Origin of the sequence: Nocardia huaxiensis, from assembly GCF_013744875.1 — a bacterium.
GTDB classification, from domain to species: Bacteria; Actinomycetota; Actinomycetes; order Mycobacteriales; family Mycobacteriaceae; genus Nocardia; species Nocardia huaxiensis.
Window position 1 is genome coordinate 2,145,068 of sequence record NZ_CP059399.1, and the last position, 16,801, is coordinate 2,161,868.

General features: G+C 68.2%; 17 protein-coding genes and 1 pseudogene. 5 read left to right on the forward strand and 13 right to left on the reverse strand.

The features are described from left to right. Positions 1 to 24: 24 nt before the first annotated feature. Positions 25 to 1,653, forward strand: coding sequence for a DHA2 family efflux MFS transporter permease subunit (locus tag H0264_RS09435; protein WP_181583614.1), 1,629 nt, complete (start codon positions 25 to 27; stop codon positions 1,651 to 1,653). On the opposite strand, the gene H0264_RS09440 is transcribed toward H0264_RS09435, so the two are convergent. From H0264_RS09440 to H0264_RS09470, 7 genes are all read right to left on the reverse strand, one after another. Further along, on the reverse strand, positions 1,643 to 2,038 hold the full coding sequence (locus tag H0264_RS09440) for an NUDIX hydrolase (RefSeq protein ID WP_231083334.1): 396 nt from the start codon (positions 2,036 to 2,038) through the stop codon (positions 1,643 to 1,645). The two genes, H0264_RS09435 and H0264_RS09440, sit on opposite strands and share 11 nt — an antisense overlap. A 21-nt stretch (positions 2,039 to 2,059) precedes the next feature. Continuing rightward, a complete protein-coding gene (locus H0264_RS09445; protein WP_181585400.1) occupies positions 2,060 to 2,584 on the reverse strand; it encodes a hypothetical protein in 525 nt (174 codons plus the stop codon). A 50-nt stretch (positions 2,585 to 2,634) separates the two neighbouring features. Continuing rightward, positions 2,635 to 3,432: a family 1 encapsulin nanocompartment shell protein gene (locus H0264_RS09450; RefSeq protein WP_181583615.1), complete on the reverse strand. Its 798-nt coding sequence runs from the start codon at positions 3,430 to 3,432 to the stop codon at positions 2,635 to 2,637. A gap of 19 nt (positions 3,433 to 3,451) precedes the next feature. Beyond that, a complete protein-coding gene (locus H0264_RS09455; RefSeq protein WP_181583616.1) occupies positions 3,452 to 4,462 on the reverse strand; it encodes a Dyp-type peroxidase in 1,011 nt (336 codons plus the stop codon). A gap of 61 nt (positions 4,463 to 4,523) precedes the next feature. Continuing rightward, a complete protein-coding gene (locus H0264_RS09460; RefSeq protein ID WP_181583617.1) occupies positions 4,524 to 4,850 on the reverse strand; it encodes a cupin domain-containing protein in 327 nt (108 codons plus the stop codon). 114 nt (positions 4,851 to 4,964) lie between these two features. Beyond that, complete coding sequence (locus H0264_RS09465; protein ID WP_276514537.1) at positions 4,965 to 5,462, reverse strand: dihydrofolate reductase; 498 nt, start codon at positions 5,460 to 5,462, stop codon at positions 4,965 to 4,967. Next, positions 5,459 to 6,265 (reverse strand): thymidylate synthase, encoded by an 807-nt coding sequence (locus tag H0264_RS09470; protein WP_181583619.1) that lies wholly within the window; start codon positions 6,263 to 6,265, stop codon positions 5,459 to 5,461. Before H0264_RS09470 ends, H0264_RS09465 begins: the two co-directional genes overlap by 4 nt. A 20-nt stretch (positions 6,266 to 6,285) precedes the next feature. On the opposite strand from H0264_RS09470, the gene cobF reads away from it, so the two are divergent. Then, positions 6,286 to 7,053, forward strand: a complete 768-nt coding sequence (gene cobF, locus H0264_RS09475) for a precorrin-6A synthase (deacetylating) (protein WP_181583620.1) — start codon at positions 6,286 to 6,288, stop codon at positions 7,051 to 7,053. A gap of 24 nt (positions 7,054 to 7,077) precedes the next feature. On the opposite strand, the gene H0264_RS09480 is transcribed toward cobF, so the two are convergent. After that, positions 7,078 to 9,276 carry a hypothetical protein gene (locus H0264_RS09480; RefSeq protein WP_181583621.1) on the reverse strand — a complete coding sequence of 733 codons (2,199 nt, stop codon included), beginning with the start codon at positions 9,274 to 9,276 and terminating at the stop codon, positions 7,078 to 7,080. 197 nt (positions 9,277 to 9,473) lie between these two features. Between H0264_RS09480 and H0264_RS09485 the strand changes: the two genes are divergently transcribed. Together H0264_RS09485 and H0264_RS09490 are read left to right on the forward strand one after the other, a co-directional pair. Then, entirely contained in the window at positions 9,474 to 10,334 is an 861-nt protein-coding gene (locus H0264_RS09485; RefSeq protein ID WP_181583622.1) for an Ig-like domain-containing protein, read from the forward strand. 45 nt (positions 10,335 to 10,379) lie between these two features. Next, positions 10,380 to 10,841 carry a nitroreductase/quinone reductase family protein gene (locus H0264_RS09490; RefSeq protein WP_231083313.1) on the forward strand — a complete coding sequence of 154 codons (462 nt, stop codon included), beginning with the start codon at positions 10,380 to 10,382 and terminating at the stop codon, positions 10,839 to 10,841. Between the two features lie 5 nt (positions 10,842 to 10,846). On the opposite strand, the pseudogene H0264_RS09495 reads toward H0264_RS09490, so the two are convergent. Together H0264_RS09495 and H0264_RS09500 are read right to left on the reverse strand one after the other, a co-directional pair. Then, a pseudogene (locus H0264_RS09495) lies at positions 10,847 to 11,686 on the reverse strand (alkylmercury lyase family protein); the annotation flags it as partial. 14 nt (positions 11,687 to 11,700) lie between these two features. Further along, entirely contained in the window at positions 11,701 to 12,324 is a 624-nt protein-coding gene (locus tag H0264_RS09500; RefSeq protein ID WP_181583624.1) for a maleylpyruvate isomerase family mycothiol-dependent enzyme, read from the reverse strand. Between the two features lie 188 nt (positions 12,325 to 12,512). On the opposite strand from H0264_RS09500, the gene H0264_RS09505 reads away from it, so the two are divergent. Further along, positions 12,513 to 13,379: an Fpg/Nei family DNA glycosylase gene (locus H0264_RS09505; protein ID WP_181583625.1), complete on the forward strand. Its 867-nt coding sequence runs from the start codon at positions 12,513 to 12,515 to the stop codon at positions 13,377 to 13,379. Here the strand turns inward: H0264_RS09505 and H0264_RS09510 are convergent, their stop codons facing one another. The 3 genes from H0264_RS09510 to pdxR all read right to left on the reverse strand — a co-directional run bounded on the left by H0264_RS09510 (position 13,380) and on the right by pdxR (position 16,739). Continuing rightward, the gene (locus tag H0264_RS09510) at positions 13,380 to 14,891 is read right to left on the reverse strand and encodes a carboxylesterase/lipase family protein (RefSeq protein WP_181583626.1); all 1,512 of its coding nucleotides are present in this window, start codon (positions 14,889 to 14,891) and stop codon (positions 13,380 to 13,382) included. It lies immediately after the preceding gene. 74 nt (positions 14,892 to 14,965) lie between these two features. Then, positions 14,966 to 15,211, reverse strand: a complete 246-nt coding sequence (locus H0264_RS09515) for a DUF2630 family protein (protein WP_181583627.1) — start codon at positions 15,209 to 15,211, stop codon at positions 14,966 to 14,968. 148 nt (positions 15,212 to 15,359) lie between these two features. Beyond that, a complete protein-coding gene (gene pdxR / locus H0264_RS09520) occupies positions 15,360 to 16,739 on the reverse strand; it encodes a MocR-like pyridoxine biosynthesis transcription factor PdxR (RefSeq protein WP_181583628.1) in 1,380 nt (459 codons plus the stop codon). Positions 16,740 to 16,801 lie beyond the last annotated feature (62 nt).

The window sequence follows — 16,801 nt, forward strand, 5'->3', positions numbered from 1 at the left end:
GTCTCTGAGCAGTGGGAGCGGATGATGACGGAAGCGGAGCTGGAAGCGGCAGTGCCCATGGGCCGTAAGAAATGGTTCGCCCTGGGTGTGCTCGCGCTCGGACTGTCCATGGTGGTGCTCGACGGCACCATCGTCTCGGTCTCGCTCCCCGTCATCATCGGCGACCTCGACCTGAATTTCACTCAGGCGCAGTGGATCACCAGCATCTACGCGGTGGTGCTGGCCGCCCTGCTCATCACCAGCGGACGGCTCGGCGACCGGCTCGGCCGGCGCAATATGTTCGCCCTCGGCGTGCTCGTCTTCCTGGCGGGCAGCGTGCTCGCGGCCATGGCGACCTCGATCTGGCCGCTGATCCTGGGCCGCGTGGTGCAGGGCATCGGCGCGGCCGGGGTCATGCCCGGCACGCTGGCCACCATGAACGCCATCTTCCGCGGACGCGATCGCATCATCGCCTTCGCGGTCTGGGGATCGGTCATCTCCGGCGTCGCCGCCATCGGCCCGCTGCTCGGCGGTTGGATCACCACCTACTACACCTGGCCCTGGATCTTCCTGGTGAATATCCCGCTGGGTGTGCTGGTCCTGATCGGCCTCATCCTGTTCGTCCCCGAAACCCGTATGGGCAAGGCCGCCCCCGGCCTCGATGTGGACGGATTCCTGCTCAGCGCAGCCGGTTTCGCCCTGCTGGTCTTCGCCTTGATCGAAGGCCAGACCTACGGCTGGTGGAAGCCGCTGCACGAATTCCCCCTGGCGGGGTGGACCTGGCCCGTCACCGCGCCGATTTCCCCGATCCCGGTCCTGCTGGCCCTGGGGGTGCTGTGCCTGGTCCTCTTCATCCGCTGGGAGCAGCACCGCAATCTGATCGGCCGCTCCGCCCTGCTGGACCCCGCCCTGTTCAAGATCAAGAGCTTCCGGTGGGGCAATATCACCGCCTTCGCCGTGGCCCTGGGCGAATTCGGCCTCCTGTTCGTGCTGCCCCTGTTCATGGTGAATGTGCTCGGTCTCTCGACGCTCGGCGCGGGGTATGTCCTCGCCGCCATGGCCGTCGGCGCGTTCCTGGCCGCGGGTATAGCCGAAGGGCTGGTCCACAAGTTCGGCCCGGTCCGCGTGGTCCAGATCGGCCTGGCCATCGAAGCCGTGGCCATCGCCCTGGCCGCCCTCGTCGTCACCCCCGACATCTCCGGTTGGTGGCTGGCGATCCTGCTCTTCGGCTACGGCGTCGGCCTGGGCATGGCCTCGGCCCAGCTCACCGGCGCCGTCCTGGCCGACGTGCCGACGGTCGCGTCCGGCCAAGGCTCCGCCACCCAGAGCACGGTCCGCCAGGTGGGTTCCGCTTTCGGCACCGCGGTCATCGGCGCGCTGCTGTCGGTCTCGCTCGGCCACGACCTCACCAAGCAGCTGGATACGGTCCCCAACCTCTCGGCCGAAACCGTCGACACCCTCGCCACCGCCACCCGCGAATCCGCCGGTGGCGCCATCGCGGGCGTTCGCGACCACGACCACGCCGGTCCCATCCTCGACGCCCTCTGCCGCGGCTTCACCGACGCCACCCGCACCACGCTGCTCGCGGCCGCGCTGTTCCTGCTGCTCGGCCTGGCCGCCGCCACTCGAATCCCCAACAGCCCCAGGGCAACCGGCGACGCCGTCAGTCGATGAGATCGAGGTCGCGCAGGCGCTGGAAGACCAGCAGCGAACCGGGCGCGACCTCGGGCATGGCCGCGTATTCGGCCAGGGTGAACCAGCGCAGCTCGGCGATTTCGCTGGTGGGGCGCGGGGTGCCGGTGAGGTCGGCGGTGAAGCAGGTCATGTGCAGGTGCGTGCCGGGGGCGTGGCCGTACGCCTCGGCTTCGAAGATGCCCAGTTCGGTGACGGCGGTGACGCCGACGCCCAGCTCCTCGCGGATCTCGCGATGCAGGGCGGATTCCGGGGTTTCGCCCGGATCGATCTTGCCGCCGGCCATGTAGAAGACGGTTTTGCCGGTGGAGCGTGTTTGGAGCAGGCGACGATCTCGGATGTGGGCCAGTGCCGCGGTGCGAATCACGGGGTCAAGCCTAGCCAGGTGTTAGCGGGTGGGCGGGGCCAGCTTCCAGTGGCGGGACAGGGCCTCGGCGATGTCGGGGAGGACGGTCACCGGGACGCGTTTGTGGCGGAGCATGGTGCGGATTTCATTGACCTGCTCGCGCTTTCGCATGTCGTAGGCATTCGCGACCGGACGCAGCACCGGGGGAATGGACAGCAGGATCAGTTCGCCGTGCAGTTCGTCGCCGCCATTGAGATCCAGAGCCAGTGACCAGCGGGACTTTTCGTCGAGCGTGAACCGTCCGGCCACCACCCGGTCCCAGGCGATGGTGTCGGCGGTCCAGGGGGTGCGGCGGACGATGGCGTCCTCGGTGAGTTCCACCGAGTCGCGGCGGAACAGGGCGATCAGCAGAGCCAGGCCCGCGAATGCGCCCAGCAGCAGGCCGGTGAACACCCGCCCCAGTCCGAAGAAGGTGACGGTCGCGCCGGAGATCAGCGCGATCGTCACCACCGCCGTCAGGGCGTAGAGGGCTGTTCGCCGCCCGGAGACCACGCCCGCTCGCACCATTGTCAACGCACCTCCCGCATATGCTGCGGGTTACCGTACCGGCCGGTGCGTCAGGCCTCCAGCGCGACGGCCGCTTCCGCCGTGTACACCAGGAAGGTCAGCGATTCCTGGAAGTACAGCTGCACCGATTCGGCATCGTGTGAGAGATAGCCGATGGACAGGTCCTGGCCGATCTGCAGATCGAAATCGCCGCCGCGCGTGGACAGTGCGAACGCGCCGTCGATGGCCGGGGCCCAGATGATCTCGCCGTCGATGAGCCGCTCGATATGGGTGCGGATCGGGTGGCCGTGATCGGAGGTCTCGCTCACCGCGGTGTAGAGGTCCGCGGACAGCAGCACCGAGTACGGGCCGTCCACACCGGCCAGGCGCAGCTTGCTCAGCGCCTGCGCGATGGCCTCCGGGGCCAGGCGCGGGTCACCGGGCAGCTTCACCGGCTCGCACGAGGAACCCGACCGGATACCGGTGATACCGGCCGCCGGATAGCCCTCGAAAATGGCGCGGTCCTCGGCGAAGGCGACCTTCTTGGCGGCCTCCTTGACCGCGTCCAGATCGGTGTCGCGCGCGCCGCGTTCCACATTGTCGAGCTCCTCGCGCGAAAGCCGGAACGGCACCCGCAGTTCCACCAGCGGGACCACGACACGCTGCCGGGCCTGCACCCCCTCGCCGGGGGAATCGATGGTGGCGGAGCGGCCGGTGCCGACCGCGTTGTAATCCGCGCCGTGCGGACCCGACAGATCGACCACGCGCCGACCGGCGATGTGCCGCTTGAAGGTTCGGGTCGCCTCCTCCTCGATGGCCGCCCAGGCCTCGGAGGTGATCGGCGCGAGTTCGCGGTGGAGGTTGTTCATGCTGTTGGCTCCTATCGCTTCAAGGTTTCCGTAGCGTGCCGATACCCAGGGATCCGTTACCGGACATGACAACACCGTTGCCCTCGGACAATTCCCGCTCCGCCGCGGCGGGCGCGGGCGCGTCCGGCAGGGCGTCGAAGAAACCGTTGGGCGGGGTGAAGAACATGGTTCCGGTGACGGCTGTGGAGAAATCGAGAATGCGGTCGTAGGCCACCTCGTCGGTGCCGAGGAACATGCGCTCGAGCATGGTCTCGGTCACCGTGGGATCGGCCGCGTAGGCGATGTAGTAGGTGCCGAATTCGCCGTCCGCGACGCTGCCGAAGGGCATGTTGGCGCGGATGACCGTGCCGTTGTCGTCCTGATCGTTCACGGCCACATGGGAATTCGCGGGCTTGTCGGCGTCGGAGAGTTCGTAGTCGTCGAGCTTAGTGCGCCCGATGACCAACTCCTGCTCCCGGGTGGACAGGGCGTTCCACGCGTCCAGATCGTGCAGGTACTTCTGCACGATCACATAGGAGCCGCCGGTGAATTCGGGCTCCTCGTCGCCGATCAGCCCGACCGCCAGGGCCAGTTCGCCCTCCGGATTCTCGGTGCCGTCCACGAAGCCCAGCAGATCGCGCTGCTCGAAGTAGCGGAAGCCCACCGTCTGATCGACGATCGTGGCCGCGCCGGAAAGACTTTCGGCGATCTTCATGGCCAGTTCGAAGCAGGCGTCGTGGCGCTCGGCCTTGATGTGGAACAGCAGATCGCCGGGAGTTGCCGGGGCCTGGTGCTTTTCGCCGACGTAGCCCGGAAACTCGTGCAGCTGTGCGGGTTTCGGACCGGAGAACAGGCGATCCCACGCGGTGGAACCGATGCTCGTGAGGCAGGCCAGGCCCGCGCCCGGCAGCCGGAATCCGATGGATCTGCGCAGACCGGGAAGGTCTGCGAGCAGGTCGCGTACGACGGCCTCGCCGCCCTCGTCGATGGTTGCGACGAGGAAGATCGCGGCTGGCGTAAGCGGGTCGACGATCGGCTGCGGCTCACCCATGCGTTCCAGATTAGAACGACCCGCAGCCGGACCTACCGACCGGTTGCCCGGTGAGTGCGGATTACTTCGCGACGGTCAGCAGAAACGCCACGTCGTCGATGGCCTTCACACTGTGCCGTGCGTTGGGGATCACAAGCAGATCACCCGCGGAACCCTTCCACTCGTTGGCTCCGCTGATCAAGGTCAGCACCCCGCTCAGCACCACGATGGTGGCTTCACCCGGATTCTCGTGCTCCGCGAGGCTCTGCCCCGCCGTCATGGCGATCACCGTCTGCCGCAGACTGTGGGCGTGCCCGCCGTAGATGGTTTGTGAACTGCGCCCGCTCGAAGCGGTCGCGGCCAGCTTCAGCTGCTGGCGAGCGACCGCGGTCAGCGATTTCTTGTCCATGGACTGCCTTTCGCCGGAGTATCCGTGAGTATGCCGGAGTCTCCGCGGGCGATCGGCGGTTTCGAGGGTGCGTGTACAGGAATTGGCACACGCGGGATGTGCGCGTTATCCGCGTTACCGCGTATAACGACGGAAGCGATACCGCAGACCCGTGGACGACTCCCGCCACGGCTCCGCATCGGCGGTCCACTCGGGGCCGATGGCCGGTGCGTGGCAGTCGCCGGTCACGTCCGCGGCCACCTCGGTGACCATCAGCTCGGTCGCGAAAGGCAGTGCGGCACGGTAGATCTCGCCGCCGCCGGCCACCCAGATCGGCCCGTCGCCGCACAGCTCGAAGGCTTCCTCGAGCGAGCCCGCGCGTTCGGCGCCCGCGGCGGACCAGTCGGCTTGACGGGTCACGACGATATTGCGGCGTCCGGCCAGCGGGCGAAACCGCGGCGGCAGCGAATCCCAGGTGCGCCGGCCCATCACCACGGGATGCCCCAGGGTGGTGTCCTTGAAGTGCGCCATATCCTCCGGCAACCGCCAGGGAATGGTGTTGTCGATCCCGATGACACCCTCGGGCGTCTGCGCCCAGATGAGGCCGATGGTCCGGGTCATGGTCGCACTCATACCGCCACCGGGGCCTTGATCGCCGGATGATGCTGGTAGCCCAGGATTTCCACGTCCTCGTACGCGTAGTCGAAGAGCGTGGGCGCCGGGCGCAGGTTCAGCTGCGGGAACGGGTAGGCGTCCCGGGTCAGCTGCTCGCGCACCTGATCCACGTGATTGTCGTAGATGTGCACGTCGCCGCCGGTCCAGATGAAATCGCCGGGCTGCAACTCGGTCTGCTGCGCCACCATGTGCGTCAGCAGGGCATAGCTGGCGATATTGAACGGCACGCCCAGGAACAGGTCGGCGCTGCGCTGATACAGCTGGCAGCTGAGTTTGCCGTCGGCCACATAGAACTGGAAGAAGGCGTGGCAGGGGGCCAGCGCCATGCGATCCAATTCGGCCACATTCCAGGCCGACACGATGATTCGCCGCGAATCCGGATTCGTGCGCAGCGTCTGCAGCACCTCCGAGATCTGGTCGATGTGGGTGCCGTCCGGAGTCGGCCAGGACCGCCACTGCACGCCGTAGACCGGGCCCAGTTCGCCGTCGCGGTCGGCCCATTCGTCCCAGATGGTGACGCCGTTGTCCTGCAGCCACTTCACGTTCGAGTCGCCGCGCAGGAACCACAGCAGCTCGTACACGATCGACTTGAGATGCACCTTCTTCGTGGTGATCAGCGGAAACCCTTGCGACAGGTCGTACCGCAGCTGATGTCCGAAGATGCTGCGAGTCCCGGTACCCGTCCGATCCGCCTTGGGTGTCCCGTTCTCCAGCACGTGCCGCAGCAGGTCCTCGTACTGGGTATCCGGTGCGCTCTCCACGCCTGGCAAGCTTACGCACCGTGCGGAAGCTCTTCGTGATCGGAATCGGCGCTGGCGACCCGGACCAGGTGACAGTGCAGGCCATCAAGGCGATGCGCCAGGTGGACGTGTTCTTCGTCATCGGCAAGGGGGCCGAGAAACAGGAGCTCGTGGACGTGCGGGCGAAGATTCTCGCCGAGCATGCCGAACAGCCGCATCGGGTGATCGAGATCGCCGACCCGCCGCGCGATCGATCCGTGCCCGCGCGTGGCGCCGACGCCGCGTACCGGGGTGTGGTCGGGGACTGGCACGAGGCGCGGGCCGAACTGCTCGAAGCCGCGTTCGCGGGCGCCGAGGGCGTGGGCGGCATTCTCGTCTGGGGCGACCCGTCGCTCTACGACAGCATTCTGCGCGTGGTCGAACGGGTGCTGGAACGCGGCAGCGTGGGCTTCGACTACGAGGTCATCCCCGGTATCACCAGTGTGCAGGCGCTGGCTGCCGCGCACCGCATGGTGCTGCACGAGATCGGCGAACCGCTGCACATCACCACCGGTCGCCGGCTGCGCGAGGACGGTCTGGCCGCCGGGCAGTCCACCGTCGTCATGCTCGACGGCGACTGCTCGTTCACCCAGATCCCCGGCGACGATCTCTACATCTGGTGGGGCGCCTACCTCGGCATGCCCGACGAGGTCATCATCGAGGGCCCGCTGCGGCTGATGGAGAACCGCATCACTCGCCGCCGCGCCCAGCTGCGCGAGGCCAAGGGCTGGATCATGGACGTGTACCGGCTGACTCGCGGCGCGCCCTGAATCCCGATCGAACGGCCTTGCCGCTCAACACGTTCGCCCGTCGGCCCGCCAGCCGAGGAAGCGGCGGCCACTGCCATCGGGGGTGACACCGTGGGTGAACCGGCCGCCGTCGACAATGTGCGCCAGGCCGAGGACGGCGGTCTGGAACTCGGCCGGGCTGTGGCGAGTGTCCAGCTGCTGCAGTAGCCGCAGCACCTCGTCCTGCTGTGCGTCCTTCGGGCAGTGGCTGAGCAGGAACACGCCCACGCGCCAGATTTCGGCGGCCGGATGCCGGTCGGGGAAGTTGTGGCGCCACACCGCGCCGATATCGTGCATCGGCTGCACAGCCGCGTCGAACACCCGGGTGACCAGGGTCGGTGCGCCGTGGCGTAGTTCCGCGCGCAGATCCGCGACCTCGAACAGCACGGCCAGATTGTGGGCGGTGAGGATCTGAGCCTGTTCGAGGACCGCGCCATTGCGTGCGATCCAACTGCCGCCCAGGCCCGCCTCGGCGGCGCGGCGTACACAGAGATCGCGGAAGTCCTCCGCGCTCGGGCCCTGATGGCGCCGCCCCGGGTGGGTGTAGGCGGCCCACTCGTCCGGCTCGGGTAGGTCGAAATAGCGTTGATAGAGCGTGTCGTGCAGGGCGTGAACAGTTTTCGCGGCCGACTCGGTCCAGGTGCTGTCGAAGTACACCGCGTGCTTCTCCAGCGGTATCCGCTCGACCAGCGGCAGGCGACGTCGTGCGCGCTGTGCGAGCGCCCGGAATTCCGCCAGGAGGGGATCCGGCGCCACCTGGTGCGGAAATCCGGTGAGCGTCACCAGAATCAGATGTCGCAGGAGATCCCAGGCGGCCGCGGAGGCGCCCTTCCCGTACGGATTTCGATTGCTGCCATCGGTGCGCAGCTCCTCGAAGGCCCGCAGCACGGGCAGCGGAGGCGACCACACCGACTTACCGCGATCGAACGCCGTCACCCAGCCTTCCCGGGTGAGTGCGATATGGCAGCGCTCGAACAGGCCGGCCTGCACCGGATCCGCGAAATCCGCTGCGTACAAACGGGTTCGAAGCTGGGGCAGGACCGCGGCGAGCATTTCCGGGGACTCGATGATGCCGTCGCGGATCAGCTCGTGCACCGGCGCTTCGAGTGTGCGAGCGGCCAGCCGGAGCAGCGGACCCGGAATCGGTGTTCCGGGTGCGATGACCCGGTCCTCGCCGGGCCGCACCGGGGCGGTGAGCATGGCCAGGTCGGTGCAGCCGTGATCGGCGGCATTCCGCAAGCGCCGCACGAGAATTGCCGCCATCAGCTGCGTGGGATGGCCGCTGAGCTCCCGGAGCTGCCGCGCCCGCAGCGATCGGCGCGCCTCGCTGCCCGGTGCGCCGGAGCGCGTGATGGTATTGGCCAATACCCGTCGCACCCAGCCGATTTCGCGAGGGCTCAGTCCATCTGACGTCATGGCCTGCCGCAATGCCGTGTACAGGCGCTGGAAGTTCCCGCCCGGACGCGCGTGCCGGCCGATCAAGGGCTGTTCGCGACGGGTCGAGTCGAAATCGGCCAGCCAGCGGGCGCATTCGGCCCGCCACTGCGGGGTCAGCACCTGATAGGGCCGGCCGCCGTGCACGTTGAGGGATTCGTCGAGATGCGGCAGCCCGCCCTCGACCGTGCGGCACCACAGTGCGACCAGCCGGTCGTACATCGGATGCCAGACTCGAATGCTGGTGTGCATGACCAGGATCTGGTGCGAATCACGAATCCCGGACAGTGTCCAGGACACTTTGTGCAGCGTGGCCACCTGTGCGATCCGATCCAGCGGCCGTCCCGCGCCGGTGATCGGCGCGGGCGCGGCGAACCGGTGTGCTTCCCACTTGATGCTGCTCAGGAGCCGCATGGCCGCCTGTGGCCGGGCGTGTTCCATGAGGAGCACGGCCAGCGGGATCGCGGTATCCTCCTGCGACACCAGGTGATACGTCCCTGCTCGCAGCCTGACGAGCAGCTCACGCCGCCCCGCATCGGTGAGATGCCACAGATTCGGCTGGATGCTGTGATCAACCGAATCGGTTGTCACCCAACTGTTCTCGTCGACACTCGCCATCGCCGACGCCAGCGCCCTCGCGATCGTCGCGACCGTCTCGCGCCAGCGCAGCGTCTCCTCGGCGAGGTTCGGCCCGCGTTCCGCCTGGGCCTCGCGTTCCGCGTCCGCCAGCGTCTGGTGCAGACCGGTCATGGAGAATTCGTTCCCGAGCATGGCCGACGGTAGGCAGGGATCTTCGCCGTCGCCAAGCTGTTTCGGCCAGAGCCGGAGGCTGCCGACCAGTATCTGACGTATGACTGTTTCAGAATTCGGTCCGCTGGACGTTCGACCATGATCTAATCGCGCCAACTCGGGTGCGTGAGCGCCTCGATCACGAGATCGAGGGGTACCCGATGTGCTTGGGAGCAACGATGGTGGACAGAAGAATGCAGCGGGTGGCCGGTTCCCTGGCCGCGTTCGCGGTGGCGGCCGGTTTCGTGGCCGCGGCGGTGCCCGGCACGGCCGCGGCCGCACCGGGCACGATCACCTGGACCGACGGGAACAGCAAGTTCACCCGCACGGTCTCGAACGTCAACCCGGTCGTCGGTGACATCGTCACCGTCACAACGACATTCGAGCGCACCGGAATTCCGGTCGAGTACATCTACTCGGTCAAGGACCTTCACCCCGCCTGCCTCACCCCGGTCCCCGGCTCGGCGCGCATGGGCGGCGACCAGGTGGACCTCGACACCTCCTCCTCGGACTGGGTCCGCGCCGAATTCGGCATCACCAAATACCCGGTGTACCCGAACATCAACCCGAAGTCGCAAACCTTCGAAGTGCAGTACAAGGTCGGCGTCAACTGCGCCCGCGACACCCCGCTGACCACCTCCATGCACTACGGCGGCTCTCTCGGCGACGGCACCTACCAGGGCAAGGGCCCCAACATCACGGTCTCCAGCGACGCCCTGTCGAGCACCGCCCTCGCCGACGTGACCGGCGCGCAAACCGGTAAGGCCGTCACCCTGGAAGCCACCGTGACCCCCGCCGCGGCCGGCGGCACCGTCCAATTCAAGGCCGGCGACAATATCCTCGGCGACATCCCGGTCAACGCCAGCGGCAAGGCGTCGATCGTCTGGACCCCCGGCGCCGCAGGCTCCTACACCATCGGCGCGACCTTCTCCGGCCGCGCCGGCGTCGCGGGCTCCGTCACCACCAAGGTCGTCACGGTCACCGATCAGCCCACCGATCCCGGCCCCACCAAGCCCGGCACCGGATCCTTCGGGTTCTGATCCCGTTCTGGCACACTGTTTTCCATGGGGATCCTCGGCAATTTGATGCTTTCCACATCAGAGCGATTGAATCGCCGAGGCATCTACCTGGGCCGCCGCTCCACGAAAATTCATGTGGCCCTGTACCGCTGGTCCAACGGCAGAATCGGCGCATCCATCCTCGGCTGGCCGCGCGCCCGAATCCTGTTGCTGGACCACGTCGGCGCCCGCACCGGACTCCGCAGAACCTCCCCGGCCATCTACCACCAAGCCGATGGCCTCCTGGCCATCGTCGCCTCCAAGGCCGGCCAGCCCACCAACCCGGCCTGGTTCCACAATCTCCGCGCCAACCCCGAGACCACCGTCCGAATCGGCGCTGAAATCCGCCCGGTCCGCGCCCGTCTCGCCGACGATGCCGAACGAAACAGGCTGTGGCCCAGCTTCATCGAAGCCTTCCCGGCCTTCGACTTCTACCGCCGCAACGCCCCCGGACGAGAAATCCCGATCATCATCCTCGACCCCCGCTGACCGGGGCGTACACGGAAGCGGATGAAGCTTCCCAGACGTCGGCGCCAGTCGACGGCCATGCGCGGCGTCGGGAGCCAGAAGGGGTCCGGCAGTGCGCGGGCGAAGCCGGTGCTGCGGGTCAGGCCGTAGCGGGCGGGAGTGCGCAGCAGGGGAAGCAGGGGGATCTCTGGTTGGTAGTCGCCGCGGAGACGGCCCGGGCCGAGGGTTTCGTTGATGAGCTGAGACATCTGGTGCGGCGAGCGGGTTATGCCGTGGATATTCGGGTGCGTGCGTTGCCATTCGGCGGCTGCTTCCTCCGAGGCGAAGAAGCTGTTGTAGTCGCACCAGCCGACGACACGGTGGGGCATTTCGCGAAGGGGGTAACCGAGGTGCACGCGAAGGGTTTTCGGGGTGAAGTCGAGTAGGACGCCGTCGCGGCCGGTCAGGCGGATCGGTTGTCCGGTTTGGCGGCAATGGGATTCGACGATCACCTCCGCCCCGGGGAACTGGGCGGAGATGGCGCACGCCTCCACCGCGCATTCGGCGAACCAGCGTTGATCGCCGTCGACGGTTATGCGGTAGTGGTTTTCGAAGGTGGCGAACGGGCGGGCGTAGACGAGTTCGCCTCGGGACGGCTGGGGATGGTTCAGGGGTTCGTCTTGGAAGGTGGGGCTGTCGGCGTGCTCGGCGTCCTGGCGGGCCACGCAGATCGCGCCCTCGAGGTCGCGGAGGTCCGACGATAATTCGTTGTCCGACAGCGCGAATCGGGTGCGCAGGTCGGCGATGGATGGTGCGGTGCCGGTGGCGCGAACCTGATCCATGATGTGCTGCCGGATCGTTCGGGCGCGGGTGCTGAGCTGGGCCATGAATACTCCTCGGGTCAGGTCAGGCGACCGCGGAGGATGTCGACGCCTGTGCCGGTCAGGTCGTCCAGCGCGGGGGTGCGGCCCGCGATGGCCATGAAGATTGCCTCGCCGGGGCCCTTCACCGGTGGGCCTTCGCCCTGCTGCCAGTCCAGATCGGTGGCCTGGAAAGACAATCCGCGCATGCGGGGGCCGGGGCGCAGGGTCGGATCCGGGTGGTTCAGGAGGGTTCGCAGGTGCGCTTCCGGAACGGTCCGGGGCAGCCCCAGCGGGCGGCGGATGTCCTGGTGGTGAATCATGGTGTCCGCCAGGGAGAGTCGTGGTGCCCAGCGGTATCCCACGCCGCGGGTGATGGTGGATTCGTAGGCGGTGATCAGGTCGTCGGTCGACAGGTGGCGGGCGCTGTCGACGTGCAGGCCGTTCATGCGATCGAACGACCCTCGGGAGCGGATCACGTCGGCGGTATAGGCGCCCGCTGATCGCGTCTCGTAGAGCAGATGGGCCACGACGTCGCGAACTCGCCAGCCGGTGCACAGGGATTCGGTGTTCCACTGCTGCGGGGTGAGGGTGCGCAGCAGGTCTGCCAGCTCGCGACGCTCTCGTTCCAGCATGGCCCGGACGGCCGCCTTCGCTTCACTCATGTCTGCCTCGCACATTCATCAAATGTGAACAGTGATCACAGTGTATGCGGTGTTTGCAAAACCGGGGCGGGGCCGTGACGCACGTCACCATCACCGCTGTTTCGAATGGTAATCGCGGATCGGCCGGGGATTCCGGGGTCGGCGCGCGCCATCCGACGGCTGTCGGTCATCGCCGGTAGGCTGCGGGTATGCCCGAGTTGCCGGAAATCGTGGCTCTCGAACAGTTCCTGGTCGAGCATGCCGTGGGAGCGGTGGTGGGGCGGGTCGATATTGCGGCGCTGAGCGTTCTGAAGACTTTCGATCCGCCGGCCACCGCGCTGTCCGGGCGGGATGTGACCGGGGTGGGGCACTGGGGGAAACATCTCGGGATCGACTGCGACGGGTTGTGGTTGATCACCCATCTGTCGCGGGCGGGATGGCTGCGGTGGATCGATGAACCCTCCGCCGCGCCGCCGAAACCGGGGAAAGGCCCGCTGGCCCTGCGGGTGAACCTGTTCACGCCGGACGGGTCCACCCCGGCCTTCGACCTCACCGAGGCGGGCACCAAGAAGCGGCTGGCGGTGTGGATCACCAAGGAACCGCTCCAGGTGCCCAGCATCGCGCGGCTCGGCCCCGACGCCCTGGCGGTGAGCGAGGCCGAGTTCGGTGAACTCCTGCACGGGACTTCGCAGCGGGTGAAGACCGCACTCACCGATCAGGGCCTGATCGCCGGGATCGGCAACGCCTACTCCGACGAAATCCTGCACACCGCCAAACTCTCGCCTTTCGCGAGCACCCGAAGCCTCGACGCCGACCAGACGTCGCGCCTGTACTCCGCCATGCGCGCCAGCCTCGGCGACGCCATCGAGCGATCGGTAGGCCAGGACGCGGCCCGCCTCAAGGGCGAGAAGCGATCCGGCCTACAGGTGCACGGCCGCACCGGCCTGCCCTGCCCGGTATGCGGCGACACCGTCCGTGAAGTCGCCTACGTGGACAAGTCCTTCCAGTACTGCCCGACCTGCCAGACCGGCGGCAAGATCCTCGCCGATCGCCGCATGTCGCGGCTGCTGAAATAGTCAGACCAGGGCGGGCAGGGTCACTCCTTGCCAGGCGAGGCGTTTGGCCTGCTCGGGATCGTGGTCGACGCGCGGCGGATAGTCGATGATCATGGTGGCGCGCTGGTCCTCGGTGTAGGCGGGCCAGGAGGGGAGGGGAGCGCCGGTGCGGGCGAAGGCCAGCCAGTTCTCTTGGAATTGCCTTGTTACCGAGCGTAATCCGCGTTGGCCACCGGCCGCGGTGAGGGCGCGGGCGAAGGGGGAGTCGGCTGCGCCGAAGACGGGGAGCAGATCCGAGGCGTGGGTGGCGCCGAAACCGGCGAGATGCAGTGCGCGGGGGGCGAAGTCGTAGCGGTAGGCGTAGGTGGGGGCGAAGCGGCTGTGGGCCGCCATCACCTGGAGTGCGGGGCGCCAGAAGGTGAAGTCGCCGCCTATGCGGACCGCCACCTTGGGCTTGGGGTAGCCGGGATACGCTGCGGTTACCCGGGATTCGGCGGCGACGTCGCCCTGGCCGAGCAGCCAGTGGATGCGGTCGGGGGTGGTGGGCAGGGTGTCGTCGAAGCGGGTGAACAGGGTGCCCTCGTCGCGGTTGGTGCCGATGATGAGGGGCAGCTTGTGGGCGGAACCACTGGTGAAGGCGTCCACCGGGGCCTGCGGGAGGTAGTCGCCGTCCACCAGGGGCGCGACCGGGAACAGGCCCGGCTGTTCGCGCAGGACCGAGCCGACGGCATGATCGACCGCGCGGCGAATGTCGTTGGGGCGGGCCGTGAGCAGGGCTTGCGCCGCCGCGTCGGGTGCGACGCCGAGCTTGTCGATGCAGCGGCGGGCGAAGACCTTCGCGTCGGCGAGCGAGGTGCCCCAGTCGGCGGGCGGGCTCTGGGAGATGCCGCGATGGAAGAGCCCCGCGGCGGCGGGTGTGCACATGAGTGCCAGCACCGCGTGCGCCCCAGCGGATTCGCCGAAGATGGTGACATTGTTCGGATCGCCGCCGAACGCGGCGATATTGCGCTGCACCCACTCCAGGGCCGCCACCTGATCGCGCAGGCCGAGGTTGGAGTCGAATCGGTGTGCGGGCGTGGCGTATTCACTGAAGTCCACATAGCCGAACGCGCCCAGCCGGTAGTTGATCGACACCAGCACCACGTCGCCCCGAAGGGCAAGTCGCGCACCGGAATACAGGCCGAGCGCGGACGTGCCGATCACATAGCCGCCGCCGTGGATGAACACCATGACCGGGCGCGGGCCGGGCGCGGGGTCATTGGGGACGGTGACATTGAGGGTCAGGCAGTCCTCACCGGTCGGCTGCTGCCGGCGCGGGCCGATGCGCGCGCCATTGCGGTGCTGCATTGCCGCGAAACCGAATTCGGTCGCATCGCGCACGCCGTTCCACGGCTGCACCGGCTGTGGGGCGCGAAAACGGAGCTCGCCCACGGGCGCCGCCGCATAGGGAATGGACCGCCAGCGTGAAACGCGGCGGCCCCGATAACCACGAACGACACCGTCAGCGGTCTTGATATCTGTAGAAGCCACCATTTATCGATGGTAGCCACGGACACCGCCGCACCGGGATAGCGAAAAGGCCAATGCACGCATCCGTGGCGCGCCGGCTACTGCAGGTAGCCCTCGACCTGGCGGGCCGAGTTGACCTCGGCTTCCTCGGGATCGCGGCCCTGGTCGAGGCGGGCGCGGCGCTGGCGCAGCAGATCCCAGCACTGGTCGAGCTGGACTTCCAGATCGGCGAGCTGGCGGCGTTCGGCCTCGGGGTCGAGCGCGCCGCTGGTGGCCTTCGAGCGGAGTTCGTGTTCGCGGTCCACCAGGGTTTTGATGGTGGCGAGGATGTCCTTGTCGGTCATGTGGCCTCCACTCCGATACGGGTACTGCCGGGTGTGGCGACCCTTACGGGCCGCCCGGTCCACTCTACGACTCCGGCCGGGCCATGCTCCGGCAGCGACCGCCTCGGCAGGTCCGGGTGTTCCCCGAAATGCGCCGAAACCTGCTGGTTCAGGCGCTCGCCAGCGCATCTGCCGCCAGGCGGACGGCGTGCGGCAGATCGTGACGAGGCAGGGCCGCATAGCCGAGGGCAATGCCGAAGGTGTGCCGCGGGCCGATGTGGTGGCGGCCCAGCCCGTCGAGGTAGACGCCCGCCGTGCGGGCCGCGGCAATAGCGCGATCCTCCTCGGCCTGGGACGGCAGGATCACCGCCACATGCGACCCGGCGTCGTCGCCGCGCACCTCGAGGCCGCGCTCCCGGAGTGTGTTCACGACCAGGGCGCGCCGCGGCGGCATCTCGCGGCGCAGGCGGCGCAGATGCCGGGCCAGATCGCCGTGCCGGGCCAGGGCGGCCACGACCTGTTGACCGGCGGGCGCCGCGCTGGTGCCGGTGAGTTCGCGATGGGTGAGGACCGCGTCTGCGACCCCCGGTGCGGCGACCATCCATCCGCAGCCCAGGGTGGGGGTGAGGATCTTGCTCGTGGTGCCGAGGTGCACGACCACATCCGGGGCGAGCGTGGCGAGCAGCGGCAAGGGCGCGGTGTCGTACCGCAATTCGCCGTCGTAGTCGTCTTCGAGGATCAATGCGCCGGTGCGCCGGGCGAATTCGATGAGCGCCACCCGGCGCGCCGCGGGCATCCGGGCCCCCAGCGGAAACTGATGCGCCGGAGTGCAATACACCGCCTTGGCGTTCTCCGGCAGCAGGTCCACGCGCAGCCCGTCGGCGTCGACCGGCACCGGCACCAGGCGCACCCCCGCTGCCCGGAACGCCCCGGCGGCCCGGGAGTATCCGGGATCCTCGATGGCCGCGGTATCACCGGGTTTCAGCAGTGCCGCCGCGAGTTCCGCCACCGCCGAACTGGTTCCGGATGTCGCCAGGACCGTGCAGCCGCTTCCGGGAACCAGCCCCCGATGCCGCAACAGATGTTCCGCGACCGCCGCGAGATAGTCGGCCTCACCTGCGCGATCCCTGCGCACCAGGGGAATTCGATCCGAAGCCGCCCGCCAGGCTCGTCGCCACGCGGCCCGGTCGAGGGTTTCGATACTCGGCGCACCCGCCCCCAGATCCAGCAGCCCCGCCAGTGGATTCGTGCGATACGCGCCGCTGGCCGGCGCGGCCGCGGGCTCCGGCGAAGCGGTGAGATAGGTCCCCGACCCGTGCCTGCCACTGAGCCACCCCTCGGCATGCAGCTGGTCGTACGCCGCCGTGACCACGGTCCGGCTCACCCGCAACCGCGCCGCCAGCTCCCGGGAGGACGGCAGCCGGTCGCCACCCCGGAACGCGCCCGTCGCCGCCGCACCACGCAAACCATCCGCCACCTGCACCGCAAGCGGCACGGCGGACGCACGGTCCACCGTGAAGGGCAGGTCCTCCGCCGCGAGATCACCCACGAATTGGCCTTCCGACGAGCGTGAGTTGCGCTCATCCAGAATGCCACTCCGCGCGCACGGCC